The sequence below is a fragment of the Bradyrhizobium sp. 172 genome (genome assembly GCF_023101065.1).
Lineage (GTDB): Bacteria > Pseudomonadota > Alphaproteobacteria > Rhizobiales > Xanthobacteraceae > Bradyrhizobium > Bradyrhizobium canariense_D.
Genome location: NZ_CP064701.1, coordinates 1,713,596 through 1,727,622, shown reverse-complemented (window position 1 = coordinate 1,727,622; position 14,027 = coordinate 1,713,596). Strand labels below are relative to the sequence as shown.

The 14,027-nt window shown below is 60.7% G+C and carries 8 protein-coding genes; 4 read left to right on the top strand and 4 right to left on the bottom strand.

The annotated features are described in order from the left end of the window. Positions 1–22 precede the first annotated feature (22 nt). On the top strand, positions 23–985 hold the full coding sequence (locus IVB07_RS08235; protein ID WP_247395181.1) for an SAM-dependent methyltransferase: 963 nt from the start codon (positions 23–25) through the stop codon (positions 983–985). Between the two features lie 214 nt (positions 986–1,199). Further along, positions 1,200–2,360: an IS110 family transposase gene (locus IVB07_RS08230; RefSeq protein ID WP_247767582.1), complete on the top strand. Its 1,161-nt coding sequence runs from the start codon at positions 1,200–1,202 to the stop codon at positions 2,358–2,360. 765 nt (positions 2,361–3,125) lie between these two features. Here the strand turns inward: IVB07_RS08230 and IVB07_RS08225 are convergent. After that, entirely contained in the window at positions 3,126–4,325 is a 1,200-nt protein-coding gene (locus IVB07_RS08225) for an IS91 family transposase (RefSeq protein WP_247369504.1), read from the bottom strand. Positions 4,326–4,338: 13 nt separating this feature from the next. After that, positions 4,339–5,214, bottom strand: coding sequence for a site-specific integrase (locus IVB07_RS08220; RefSeq protein WP_247369502.1), 876 nt, complete (start codon positions 5,212–5,214; stop codon positions 4,339–4,341). Positions 5,215–5,941: 727 nt separating this feature from the next. On the opposite strand from IVB07_RS08220, the gene IVB07_RS08215 reads away from it, so the two are divergent. Then, a complete protein-coding gene (locus IVB07_RS08215; protein ID WP_247767581.1) occupies positions 5,942–9,274 on the top strand; it encodes an adenylate/guanylate cyclase domain-containing protein in 3,333 nt (1,110 codons plus the stop codon). 360 nt (positions 9,275–9,634) lie between these two features. On the opposite strand, the gene IVB07_RS08210 is transcribed toward IVB07_RS08215, so the two are convergent. Further along, entirely contained in the window at positions 9,635–10,543 is a 909-nt protein-coding gene (locus IVB07_RS08210; protein WP_247395174.1) for a LysR substrate-binding domain-containing protein, read from the bottom strand. Positions 10,544–10,650: 107 nt separating this feature from the next. On the opposite strand from IVB07_RS08210, the gene IVB07_RS08205 reads away from it, so the two are divergent. After that, entirely contained in the window at positions 10,651–12,027 is a 1,377-nt protein-coding gene (locus tag IVB07_RS08205; protein WP_247454456.1) for an FAD-binding oxidoreductase, read from the top strand. 498 nt (positions 12,028–12,525) lie between these two features. Here the strand turns inward: IVB07_RS08205 and cysK are convergent, their stop codons facing one another. Further along, a complete protein-coding gene (gene cysK / locus IVB07_RS08200; RefSeq protein ID WP_247395172.1) occupies positions 12,526–13,575 on the bottom strand; it encodes a cysteine synthase A in 1,050 nt (349 codons plus the stop codon). Between the last annotated feature and the right edge of the window lie 452 nt (positions 13,576–14,027).

The following is a 14,027-nucleotide window of genomic DNA, read 5'->3' as shown; positions in this document are numbered from 1 at the left end:
GGTGGCTTGTCTCCGTTGACAAATGATGAAGGCCCTGCCGGGCGGCGCTCTTGACGAGGTGGACATCAAGAGTCCCTTATCGAGGGTGCTGAATTTGAGCAGCAACGATGCCATGAGCCGTGCACCCTTTTCGGGACAGATCATTATGCGCGATGGACAAGCTAGTCAGACCGCTCGGGGTGCGGCTGCTTATCGTGCCATTCATCAAAAGCTAGAAGGCGGAGCGATCTTCAAAGATCCATTAGCGTCGAGGATAATAGACCAAGAGACAGCCGCTGCCTTAGACGAGATCGCTGCAAACGACTCGCTACGGCCCTGGCGTTTATTTATCGCAGCGCGCAGCCGGTTTTCCGAGGACACGATGGGCGATTGCATCGCATGCGGCGTACGACAGGTCGTAGTGCTGGGGGCAGGCCTCGATACCTTCTCGCTGCGAAATCCCTATGCTCATCTCGGCGTTCGCACTTTCGAGGTCGACTACCCTTCGACACAAATGTGGAAACGCGATCAGATAAGGACCGCAGGTCTCGCGGAGCCGCCGTCGCTTGCTTTCGCACCGGTAGATTTTGAACGAGAAAGCCTCGCGGAGGGGTTAGTAAAAGCGGGGTTCAAACTGAACGAGCAGGCGTTTTTTCAATGGCTTGGCGTAGTGCCTTATCTGACTAAAGATGCGGTCTCCTCCACATTGAAGTTTATTTCCGAGGTGCCGCAGGCAGCCGTGGCTTTCGACTACGTCGAACCATTCCAGAATTATCCTGCTGAGCGCCGCGCCAGCGTCATGGCAACTGCCGCAAGGGCAGCGTCGCGGGGCGAACCCTGGCTCAGCTTTTTTGATCCGATCGAACTGCTGCAACTGCTGCAAGGCGAGCGCTTTAATGTGATAGAAGATCTAGGACTTCCCGAAATAGCCGAGCGGTACTACGGCGTCCTGAGGCGAGATATCGTGTTCGGACCTGGTCCTCACATTGTGCGGGCGCATCGATAGTCCATTGCCAAAGCCAAGCTGGAACACCGTTCGGGCGAATTTCGACTTCCGGTTCTGTGAAGGTTTTCGGATGCCGGCCCCATGAGGGTGTCGCCGCGCGCACGGGGCCGGCGTCCGCAAACCTCCAAGGGAGATGCTATGCAGCAGACGGCGGCGGTGAGGAAGGTAAGGATATGGCATTCATCGGCGCTGATGTGAACCGATGGAGCACCCCATGCAGAAGTTGAACGACCTGAGCCGATCCCTCACGTCCCTCAAACCGGACGGCACGCTGATCGCCGTGATCGAGATGAGCCTGTCGAGCTGGCTCGTTGCGGGGATTGTGCCTGGCGTCGAACGCCAGCCGTCGAAGAAGCTTGAGGTCGACGAGAACGCCTTGCTGAAACTGCTCAATCGCTGGCGAGAAGAGGCGCAGAAGAAAGGATACGGAATCGAACGCATCGCGGTCGCTTTCGAGGCCGGCCGTGACGGTTTCTGGCTGGCCCGATGGCTCAGGGCGCGCGGCATCGAGGCGCATGTCATTCACGCATCGAGCGTAGCGGTATCGCGCGAGCACCGGCGCGCCAAGACCGATCGTCTCGACACCGAACTGCTCAAACGCAGCTTTCTCGGCTGGTTGCGTGGCGAGCGTGATCACTGCAAGATGGTCGCGATCCCGACAATCAAGGACGAAGATGCCAAGCGCCCCAACCGTGAGCGCGAGAGCCTCATCGGAGAACAAAGTCGGATCGTCAACCGAATGAAAGCGGCGTTGATCCGGCTCGGCATCCGCGGCTTCAATCCCAAGCTGAAGAAAGCTTCCGAACGCCTTGACGGCTTGCGCTCCCCCGAGGGCGAGCCGATCCCGCCCAACACCCTGGCTGAGCTGCGTCGCGACATGGCGCGCCGGCGGCTCGTCGGCGATCAGATACGGCAGATCGAGGACGCTCGCCTGGAGCGTCTCACGCAAGCGCCCAGTGATGGACCACACGCAATGGTGCGGCTGTTGGCGCGGGTGATCGGGGTTGGTGTCGAGACCGCCGACATGCTGGTGCAGGAGGTACTGTCGCGAAGCATGCGCGACCGACGGGCTGTAGCGCGTTATTCCGGCCTCACCGGCTCGCCCGACGAGAGCGGCAGAAAACGCCGGGAGAAAGGGCTGACCCGTTCCGGCAATGCTCGAGTGAGACGGGGCATGATCGAATTGGCGTGGCGATTTCTCAGGTTCCAGAAGGACAGCGTCTTGGCGCAGTGGTTTCGAAGCCGTACCGAGAACGCCCGCGGGGCGCGCAAGACCATGAGCGTGGCCTTGGCGCGCAAGCTACTGATCGCCCTGTGGCGGCTCGTGCGGGAGGGCGTAGTGCCGGACGGCGTCGTTCTGCGGCCGGCATCATAAACACGGAGGTCACTGAAGAAGACCCAACAGTTTCGGCCTTGTCCGTCCGCTGGTGACGGTATCGCCGATGACGGTTCGAGGTGGCGGGGTCCCGACGCGTTTCCTTGGCTTCAATGCCGAAAGGGAGAATGGGTCCGCCGCTTCGGAGCTTCGCTGCCGATGCGCACGACTGCATCATGGTTCGGGTCCTTGGACCCACCGGATACAAGGTTGTGGCGCGATTGATCGCGCCCGCAAGCGGGCTCCCCTCCGATCGTCATCCCGATCGCACCAACCGTGCCGTCGTGCTCGAAGCTGTCAAGGTGTGGCCTGGCAACGGTGGAGCCTGTCGTAAGATTCGCGCGACGGCCAACCTTGACAGCTTCTGCGCGCGCCAGCGCAAGCGAAGTGCGGGTCGGGACGAAGAAACGGCTCTCAGATCGAACAAAGAAAGTGACGAAGGAAAAAAGATGCGCCGACCTATCGCCTCTTGAAATGCCGCCTCCTTGACAAAAGCCCATACAAGGAAACCGCGGGAGTGGGCACGTAGGTGGCGCGGCGTGGGCTATGGGGATTTGAGTGCCGCGGCTGAGGTGTGTGATTGGAGCTGAGCCGGTTCAGCAAGTTCGCCTGCGGTAAAGCGGCTCATGAATGAGCGGCGAGTCGGGTGGAACGTCGTGAACTGCCGAACGATTTGGGGCGGCAGCTTTATGTCTTGGCGCGCTTTTCCGTGGCCGGTGGAGAGCCGGCGAGTACGACAAGCAGATTTGCCGGATAGAGACGCGGTCATGAGGTGTCGACCCTGATCACGATCGTTGGAGCTGTCGGCCGATACCGCGGCGTGGCACCGCGCTCGAAGACCTCAATGAGGACCATGCGACCGCCGCAGCATGGACAACTCGGCTTGGTTTGACCGGCGGCGGCAGCGGTGGGCTGGCCGTCAGGGATTGCAACGGCGAGCAGCTCACGCGCGCGTGCGATATTGTCGGCGCGCGTGCCACTGGCGAGTAGCCCATAGTGGCGGATGCGGTGGAAGCCTTGCGGCAGCACGTGGATCAGGAATCTGCGGATGAACTCGGCGGTGGCCAGTGTCATGACCTTCCGGCGGTCGCGACCTTCGGCGCGATAATCCTTCCATCGAAAGGTGACGCTGTGCCCGTCGACCGCAATCAGCCTGCTGTTGGCGATGGCGACGCGGTGGGTATAGCGCGACAGATAGGCCAGCACGGCCTGTGGTCCGCCGAACGGGCGCTTGGCATAGACGACCCATTCGGATCGTCGTAGCGGCGCCAGATATGCCGCGAACGCCTGCGGGTCGGCGAGAACGGCATGATCACCAAAGAACTTCAGATGGCTGGCTTTGTGGGCCACGATCAGCTTCTCCAGGAACAGCCGCCGGAACAGGCGCGAGAGCACGCGCACTGGCAGGAAGAAGCCGGGCCGGCACGCCACCCAACGCTCGCCGTCGAGCGAGATGCCGCCGCCCGGCACGATCATGTGGACGTGCGGGTGATGGGTCATGGCCGAGCCCCAGGTATGGAGAACCGAGGTGATGCCGATCCGGGCGCCCAGATGCTTCGGATCGGCGGCGATCGTCAGCATCGTCTCGGCCGAAGCCTTGAACAGCAGGCCATAGACCACAGCCTTGTTCTGGTAGGCGATATCGGCGATGGCCGCCGGCAGCGTGAACACCACGTGATAGTACGGCACCGGCAACAGATCGGCTTCGCGCGCGGCCAGCCAGTTCTTTGCCGCGGCACCTTGGCACTTCGGGCAATGCCGGTTGCGGCAGGAGTTGTACGAGATCTGGCTATGGGCGCAGTCCTCGCAGCGCGCGACATGGCCGCCGAGAGCTGCCGTGCGGCAGTTCTCGATCGCCGACATCACCTTCAACTGGCTGAGGCTGACATGGCCGGCATTGGCCCGGCGCCATGCCGGGCCGTGGCCGCGGAAGATGTCCGCGACCTCCAGCGATGGACGCGACACGAGGAGCCTCGCGTCAGGCGGGCGGCTCAGCCCTCTCGACCTTGCGGGCGATATGCTCCAGCGGGCTTATGACTTGTTGGATCGTCTTGGTGGCGACGCGGGTATAGAGTGCCGTGCTATCGAGCTTGGCGTGACCGAGCAGCACCTGGATCACCCTGATGTCGATGTTCTGCTCAAGCAGATGGGTGGCGAAGCTGTGCCGCAAGGTGTGCAGCGAGACGCGCTTGTCGATCTCGGCTGTTTGGGCTGCGGCATGACAGGCGCGATTGAGCTGGCGCGTCGTCATCGGCTGCACGCGGTCGCGCCCCGGGAACAGCCAGCCCTGCGGTCGCGCAGCCTTCCACCAGGCACGCAGCAGTTCAAGCAGATGTGGAGACAGCATCACGTAGCGGTCTTTACGTCCTTTGCCTTGTTCGACGCGGATGACCATGCGCTTGCTGTCGATGTCGCCAATCTTGAGTGAGATCACCTCGGCGGCGCGCAGACCCGCGCCATAAGCCACGCTCAGAGCCGCCTTGTACTTGAGGCCCGGCGCGGCATCGAGCAGCCGCGCCACTTCCTCCGCGCTGAGCACGACCGGCAGCTTGCGGGGCTCGTGGAGGAACGTCGTGTGCTCGATGATGTCGGAACGCCTCAGTGTGACCCTGAAGAAGAACCGCAATGCAGCCACGGTGTGGTTGAGTATCGGGATGTGCACGCCGTTCGCCGCCAGATGCAGCTGAAAGCGCCGGACGTCCTCAAAGCTCGCCGTGTCGGGCGACCGGCCGAGGAACGCAGCAAAATCCCTGATGGTGCGGATGTAGCCTTGTTGGGTCTTTGGCGCTAACTTGCGGATCGTCATGTCTTCGATCATGCGCCGGCGTAACGGGCTCATGGCCTGGTCGGTCATGGGGATGCTCCTGTCTTGAGTGAGGTTGTCGAAACCCCTCGATCTCAAGACAGGACGCCCCGTTGCGCTATCCCATTGGCCCCGACGCCCGCCGCAGTGCCCTACCGCGCGAGCGGTTTAGTCCTTTGGCCCATCGCTTCCGTTGGCGTGCTGCAGCTTTATTTCGGCTCACAGGGGTAGACCGGAAGTTTGCATCCGAGCGCCAAACCGACGCGAATGACCCAAAGAGACATTCGACGAAGAAAGACTGTGGGCGTTCGCCGACATCCTGAAGCCTCACGCCTTCAATGACGATCGGCTATAAGGCGATCGTGTTCGAAGCTCACTGACAAAACAAAGAATCAATGATTGTTAACAAGCGGCGTTCCCGAGTGTGCAGAGCAGCATACAACGGAACAGCGTCATCAATTTAGGGTGATTTTTTGGGTAGGTCGGAACTACTCTGTGGCGCATTTTATGGGTCGAGCGTCGCCTTCTGGCCTCTTCTGAGACATGCCGCCGGCTAGGTAAAATGTCCGCGTTCATCGGCAAAGCCGACAACGTGGTGCTCGCACCGAGTTCTTCTCAGTTCGACCCGATTTGTCATTTCGGCCCCTGATGGCTCCATTGGTAGATTGAATGCCGGCCATCCTGGGCGGTAAACTGGCCGCGCGTATGCGGATTGACACGCCAACTGTCGCCCCGGTCCCGAAGCTGGGTCGGGGCAAACAATCCGCGCGAGGCCGCCATGCAGCAAGTTGCGGACTGGCTTAAAAAGCTCGGCATGTCCGAGTACGCCGAACGCTTTGCCGAAAACGGTGTCGACCTCAGCGTGCTCCGCGATTTGACGGATCAGGATCTTAAGGACCTCGGGGTCTTGCTCGGCCATCGCCGCAAGATGCTACGTGCGATAGCCGAACTGGATGGCGTCGACAACGGAACACCCAAGCCTACTGCTGCAACTCTTCAACCGAACGATACCGCCGAGTTCCGCCAAGTCACAGTGATGTTCTCGGACCTTGTGGGGTCGACGGCGCTCTCCGCCCGCATGGACGCGGAGGACCTGCGCGAAGTAATTTCGGCGTATCAGAACTGCGTCGCCGAAACTGTGAGCCGCTTCGGCGGGTTCGTGGCGAAGTTCATGGGCGACGGCGTGCTGATCTACTTCGGCTACCCGCAGGCTCACGAAGATGACGCAGAGCGAGCGGTACGCGCGGGGCTGGAGTTGGTGAGTGCCGTAAGTAATCAAAAGACCGGGGCGGTACTGCAGACGCGGGTCGGCATTGCCACCGGGCTAGTAGTGGTCGGCGACCTGATCGGGTCGGGCTCTGCTCAGGAGCAGGCAATCGTTGGCGAGACGCCGAACCATGCGGCACGCTTGCAGGGCATTGCAGAACCGAACACGGTCGTTATTGCCGAAAATACCCGCAAGCTGCTCGGCAATCTATTCGAGCTTGAGGACCTCGGAGTAAAGGATCTGAAGGGCATACCGGTGCCTGCCAATGCCTGGGCGGCACTGCGACCGGCTTCAGTTGAAAGCCGCTTCGAGGCTTTTCACGCGACCGGGCTGACGGAACTTATCGGGCGGGAAGAAGAACTCGAACTGCTGCTACGGCGCTGGTCGAAGACAAAAGCCGGCGAAGGCCAAGTCGTGTTGCTTTCGGGCGAGCCCGGCATTGGCAAATCGCGGCTCACGGTTGCGCTTTTGGAACGCCTTGCCGGCGAGCCGCACACGCGCCTGCGCTATTTCTGTTCTCCACAGCATACCGACAGCGCGCTCTATCCCTTCATCCACCAGATGGAACGTGCCGCCGGACTCGCGTACGACGACTCCCCGCAAGCGAAGCTCGACAAACTCGACGCACTGCTCGCGCAGACTTCGACGTCAGCCCAGGACGCGGCACTCTTTGCCGAGATGCTGTCGCTCGCGAACGATGACCGCTATCCGGTGATCGAGCTGACACCGCAGCAACGCCGGCAACGAACGCTGGAAGCACTCGCCGCCCAACTAGAGACGCTAGTGCGAGCGAATCCGGTGCTAATGATCTTCGAGGATGTGCACTGGATCGACCCGACGAGTCTGGAAGTGCTTGGTCGGGTGGTGGACCAGATTCCGACCTTGCGCGTGTTGCTGAGCGTGACGTTTCGGCCGGAATTCAATCCACCCTGGATCGGCCGGTCTTACGTGACCGCCCTCACCATCAATCGGTTAGGTCAGCGCGACATCGATGCCATAATCGAGCATCTTGTCGGCAACAAGGGTCTGCCGGCAAGCATCCGGCAGGATATCATCGAGCGCACCGACGGCATTCCCCTTTTCGTGGAGGAAATGACCAAGGCTGTGATGGAGTCGGAGGGCGAGGGCGAAGCGCGGCGGACAGCCAGCGCGGTTCCGCCCCCGGCGCTGGCGGTCCCCGCAAGCCTGCACGCGTCGCTTATGGCGCGGCTCGACCGGCTCGGCGCGGCCAAGGAGGTGGCGCAGGTCGGGGCGGTGATCGGGCGCCAGTTCTCCTACGCCCTGCTGGCTTCGGTGGTGCGCCAGCGCGAACCAGAGCTGGGATCGGCGTTGGACCGTCTCATTGCGGCTGGCTTGCTGTTCCGGCAGGGCGCGCCGCCGCGTGCGACCTACCTGTTCAAGCATGCCCTGGTGCAGGACACGGCTTATGGCACTCTTTTACGCAGTCAACGCCAGGAGTTGCATGCCCGTATCGCCAAGGTGCTCGAACAAGAATTCCAGGAGACGATCGGGGCGCAGCCAGAGACTTTAGCTCATCACTACTCCCAGGCAGGCCTGGTCGATCTCGCGATCGAGTTTTGGAGACGCGCCGGAGCGCGCAGCGCAGACCGATCTGCTCATCACGAGGCGGTCGGTCATTTCGGATGCGCGCTCGATTTAGTGGGAAAGCTGCCGCCGAGCCATCAGCGCGATGAGCGTGAGCTGGGTCTGATGCTTGCTCTCGCGGTATCCCTGATCGCGGTCCACGGCTTTGGGTCGATACGTTTGGAGGAGTGTGCTGTTCGGGCCAAGGAACTTTCGGACAAGCTCGACGAGTCGCAGAGTCGCTTCGCCGCGCAACGGATCGCATGGAATTCCAGCCTGATGCGCCAGCCGCTTCCGAGGACGGCGGCTTTGGCAAGAGACTTGGTCGGCTTGGCAGAAGAAGACGGGAATCCGGCAAAACTCGCCGTGGCGCATCGGGCATCTGGCTACTCGCTACTTATTGCAGGCGAATTCCGAGAGGCCGCCGAAATGCTTGCTCAGGGAGCGACTATCGCCGACACAATTCCGGAGGGCGAATTCGCGATTTATGGCGAGCATCCAAGTATGGTTTGCCGAGCCTATGGCGGGCAGGTAAAAATCTTGATGGGTTTCCCCGAATCCGGGATGAGGCTGATTGAGGCGGCCGTAGCGCATGCGCGCCAGCAAAATAACGCGCACAGCCTTGCCTGGGCGCTCGGCGTTGCCGCGCACGTTTCTCAGTCACAGCACGAGCCTGCGGCAACGGCCCGCTTCGCATCGGAAGCCATTGAGACGGCGCGCGAGCACCGCATGCCCCAATGGCTGGCTCTCGGTGAGCGATGCAAAGGCTGGGCAATTCATCAGCTCGGCGATTTCGAGGGCGGCCTGAATCTCCTGCGACAGGGCGTGAGGCGATGGTACGAAACCGGAGCCGTCCTGCACACTACCCACGCCGAGATCTGCTTGGCGGAGAGTTTTCTCGTGCAAGGTCACGCCGTGGCGGCGCGGTCCTATTTGTCAGCCGCGCGAGCGCATTGCGCGAGTTTTGGCGAAAACTATCTCGCGGCGGAAATGGATCGGCTGGACGCTTTGTTGTTTCAGTGCGAGGGCGCACCTACTGACATGGTAGAAGAATGCCTGGCCAAGGCCATAGAAACGGCCCGCCAGCAGGGAGCTAGACTTTTTGAGCTCCGTTCCGCCACAGCGTTAGCCCGGGTAATAGCCGAACACCATGAACGGAAGGCACGCGACATTCTCGCGCCAATTTACAATTGGTTCACCGAGGGGTTAGGTACTTCGGACCTGAAAGACGCAAAGGCGCTCCTCGATCGGTTGAAGTGATGCAGTTTGTTCAGCTCTTCGCCGGCTCACATTTGTTCCTCCGCATCTGCGCATCGCCGGTCCACGCTGGCGCCGCCACGACTCCGCGCCAATGTGGGTCATCCAGGCTACCCCGGGTCCAACGCTCAACCGGGCTCTCGCGCACCGCACTTGCTCTCGCTCGCACCGTTTCATTCAGTGCGGGTCGGTGCATTCAAAAACCGATCCAAACTCGCAATGACTGCTTATGAACCCGGAAGCGAAATCGGCGCACGCCTTATCGAGGTCCGCTTAGTCGGGCACAGCGGACGAGATTTGCCCACGCTGAGTTCTTCGCATTCTGACGCCGAGCAAACATTTCGAAGGCGCAGAAGAAGCGAATTAAGCATTTGACTGCAACCACTCTGAGAAGGTTCGGATGGTCTTCGCGCGCGGATGGCTTGGCCTACTGACCACATGGAAACTATAGCCAGACAAGCTCAACTTGAACGCTTTCACGAGCGTACCGGCGGCGAGTTCGTGTGCGACGAGCACATCACTGAAAATCCCGACTCCCTGCCCCGCGATCACCGCCTCGATGGCGTGCAGTTCCTCCCGGAAACTCAAGTGCTGCATATCCTTGAATTGGGGCACTTCGCGCCACCTGCGCTGGGCCACGGCAAACCATCTCTGCCATGTGGGCGGCTCACGATCGGCCGGCGACCAATAGGAGTGAATCAAAACGTGGTTTGCGAGGTCGACTGGTCTCTTCAGGCGTCCCGTTGAAAGCAAACGTGGATTGCAGACGGGCCAGAATGTATCGCTGAAGAGATCATTGATGATCCCGTCCGTCGGCAGTACTCGGCTAGTCGCATAACGAATGGCGACATCGCCATCGCCGGCGTGCAGATCGAGCACGGTGTCCGTGCCGATGACTTCCAGCGGCACATCGGGATGCAACTTCCGCCACGCGGGCAGGCGGGGCACGAGCCAGCGGCTGGCGAAAGCATTCGTTGTCGTCACCCGAAGAGGCTGTTGGTCGGTATCCCGCCTGACGGCCGCGATTGCGGCGGCAAACACCTCAAGGCCGCCGCGAATGGCGGGAAACAGCCGCGCTCCGGCATCGGTGAGCGAAAGAGGTCGCGGTCTGCGGCGAAACAGAGCGCGGCCACAATACTGCTCAAGCAGCACGATTTGATGGCTGATCGCGGTTGGCGTCACGCCGAGTTCTGCCGCGGCCTTCTTGAAGCTCAGATGGCGGGCGGCAGCTTCAAAAGCGCGGAGCTCGATCAGGGGCGGCAGCTTGTGCATGCGGCTAGTCTAGATGAAACCAATTCATCTTCACCTGAATTCTTCAGGTTTGCTCCGAGAGGGCCGCCGATTGAAGATATAGCGGGTTGAATTGAGGAGACCGTGTCATGTCGTCCATCACATCTGTCGCGAGCGCCGCCGCCGACCTTAGCGCCTCCTTCGGAGGACAACTGCTCAAGCCAACGGACGAGGGCTACGAGGAGGCGAGAAAGGTCCACAACGGGTTGGTCGACAAACGGCCAGCGTTGATTGCCAGATGCCGCAGTGTGGCCGACGTCGTGGACGCCGTCGCTCTTGTGATCAAGCTCGGCCTCGAGGTCGCGGTTCGTGGCGGCGGCCATAACGTCGCGGGACGCGCGACCATCGACGGCGGGATAATGATCGACCTGTCCCCAATGAGGGGCGTCCATGTCGATGCTGTCGGCAAAACCGTACGCGCGCAGGGCGGGGCGACTTGGGGCGATGTCAATCGCGAGACGCAACTTCACGGCCTCGCGGTCACCGGAGGTGTGGTCTCGACCACGGGTATCGCCGGATTGACCCTCGGCGGAGGACTCGGCTGGCTGATGGGCAAGTACGGCCTGGCATTGGATAATTTGCGCGCTGTCGAACTCGTCACCGCCGATGGCAAGGTCTTGCAGGTTAGCAAGCAAGAGGAACCCGATCTGTTCTGGGCCATCCGCGGCGGCGGCGGAAACTTCGGGATTGCCACCAGTCTCGAATACGACCTTCATGCAGTAGGGCCAATCATTACCGGCGGCCCCATCGTCTACTCTATCGATCGCTCCCGTGACGTGCTCGAATTCTTCCGGGCCAGCACGCGATCGCTACCGGACGAGCACACGCTGTTCGCAACCCTGACGCACGCGCCCGACGGGTCCGGCGCAGAGGTAGCTGCCTTGGTCACCAGCCATTGCGGTCCGGCAGCGGAAGCCGAACGAGCCGTGCGGCCGCTGAAACAATTCGGGGCTCCGATCGTGGACGCAATCGGGCCGATGCCCTATTGCCAGCTCAACAGCATGCTCGATGCCAACTACCCCAGAGGCGCCCTCAACTATTGGAAGTCCAATTTCCTCAGTGAGCTGAGTGATGGTGCGATTGCGACCATGATCGAATGTTTCGCGCGCTGCCCGACGCCCATGGGGCAGCTGCTTCTCGAACACATCCACGGCGCGGCGGCCCGTGTCGATGCAAGGGATACGGCGTTTCCGCATCGGCAAGAAGGCTACAACTTCCTGGTACTCGCGCAATGGATGCAGCCGGACGATACGAGGCAATGCATCTCCTGGGCACGCGAAACCTACGAAGGCATGCGACCCTTCTTCTCCTCCGGTCGGTATGTCAACTATCTCGACGATGACGAGGTGGGCGATCCCGTCGCTGCCGCATATGGACCGAACTACCGGCGTCTGCAGCAGATCAAGGCTAAGTATGATCCGAACAATTTCTTCCGCATGAATCAGAACATCCGGCCGCTGGCCTGATCCAGGTGAGGGCATTTCGTCCCTCTCATCTTGGTTCAGGATGTCAGTGGAAGGCCGCTACGCTGCGGCCCGGTTCTATAGTTGGTCTGGCGTGCTGATCCCGAAGGAGGACTCGAAAATGGCTGTCGTGTGCCGACCCGCTCGCATGGACGACTTAAAGCGAGCCGACGAGATCGTGGTCGCCAGCATCAATGAACTCACTGAACGGCGGGGTTTCGGAAAGATGGCATCCTCTCACCCTCCGAAATTTCGAGCTTTCTCGCTAAGGGGCGATACCGAAGGTCTAGCGCCGTGTCATGTTAGCAATCTGTGCGAGAAAAGCACGAAATGTCTGCGTTTGGCCCATTCAAGGCGTCCTACGATCTCCGCCATTCAGTCGCGATCAGCAGTACACCGGACATGTCGCAGACACCGTACTACGGCGGCTTTTTGATCCAACCAAGTCATGCGGTGATGTCCACTTTCAGCTGATTCAGTGCAGGATTGCGTCCCGAACAACTATGGCTTGAACTGGGCAGTCGGCGTGGAGCGCGATATCTTGAGCTCTTCCTCGTTCATGTCGGCAGAGACATCCGCGAAGAGTGGTGTGCTAAGATAACGTTCACCGGTGTCAGGCAGCATGCAAAGAATATTTGCGCCCTTCTCTGCTTGGGCTGCGACCTTCAGCGCACCCGCCATGGTTGCGCCCGAGGTGATGCCGACAAAGATGCCTTCCTTGGTCGCAAGCTCCTTGCTGCATCGAATAGCATCGGGGCCGGGAATCGGCAGAATCTGATTGATGACCTTCATCATAACGGCGTCCCCGGTCAGCTTCGGAATGAAATCAGGTGTCCAGCCCTGCATTGGATGTGGCTTGAAATCCGGATGTGGCGCCGCCGGCGTGCCATCCGGGTTCCGCTGCTGCTCGATACCGCTGCCCAAGAGCTGCGCTTCTTCGGGCTCGCAGACGATGATCTTGGTGTCGGGGCGCTCCTTAGCGAGCACCCGCGCAACACCCTTCAGTGTGCCGCCGGTTCCGTAACCGGTTACCCAATAGTCCAGTCGTTCTCCTGCGAAATCGTCCAGAATCTCGAGCGCCGTGGTTTTGGAGTGGAAGTCGGGATTGGCTTCGTTCTCGAATTGCCGCGTCATGAACCAGCCGTGCGTTTTGGCAAGCTCGATCGTTTTGTTGATCATTCCAATGGCCCGATCGGCCGCAGGCGTCACGACGACCTTCGCACCCAGAAATCGCATGAGCTTGCGGCGCTCGATGCTGAAGGGCTCGGCCATTGTGACCACCAGCGGGTACCCCTTGGCGGCGCAAACCATCGCAAGTCCAATTCCCGTGTTGCCGCTGGTCGCCTCGATGACGGTTTGACCAGGTTTCAGCTCCCCGGATTTCTCTGCGGCTTCGATCACGCCCAGAGCCAGCCGATCCTTGACCGAGCCGAGCGGATTGAAGGCCTCAACCTTCACGAACAAATTGACTCCCGTGGGAGCGAGACGATTGATCCGCACGACGGGTGTATGGCCGACCGTCTCAAGGATGGTTTGATATCTGTGGCCCATGCTACCTCCTGTGTCGTACTTATTCTGGGAAAAGCAAACTGGCGCGGGTTAACCGGCAAAGCATACCCGAACTGAATTTTCCGGCAATCGGGCAGAGCTTGCATACGGCTTCTTTCGCGGACATCAGGCCGGGCCGGCATCGATTCGGGTCGGGGAAATGACCTGAAACGGCTCGTCACGAGACGACTCAGGCGCCTTCGGCGAAATGCAAAACCAAGGCGGCACACATTGGCATTCCCGCCTGACGGGCGCGATTCATGTGTATGGGGGCGATTCTCGACCCCACGCATAGAAGCCAGTGGGATCCGGAAACCCTCCTGAAGGACGGTTCGATCTTGAGCGCGCCGTCCGCCGCTTTGAAGAGGCGAACCAAGTTTTTTCAAACAAAAATGGGCGCCACGACGGATAGCCGATTGGCCGCTTTTGATGCTGTTGTCTAATCGCTGCTGAGG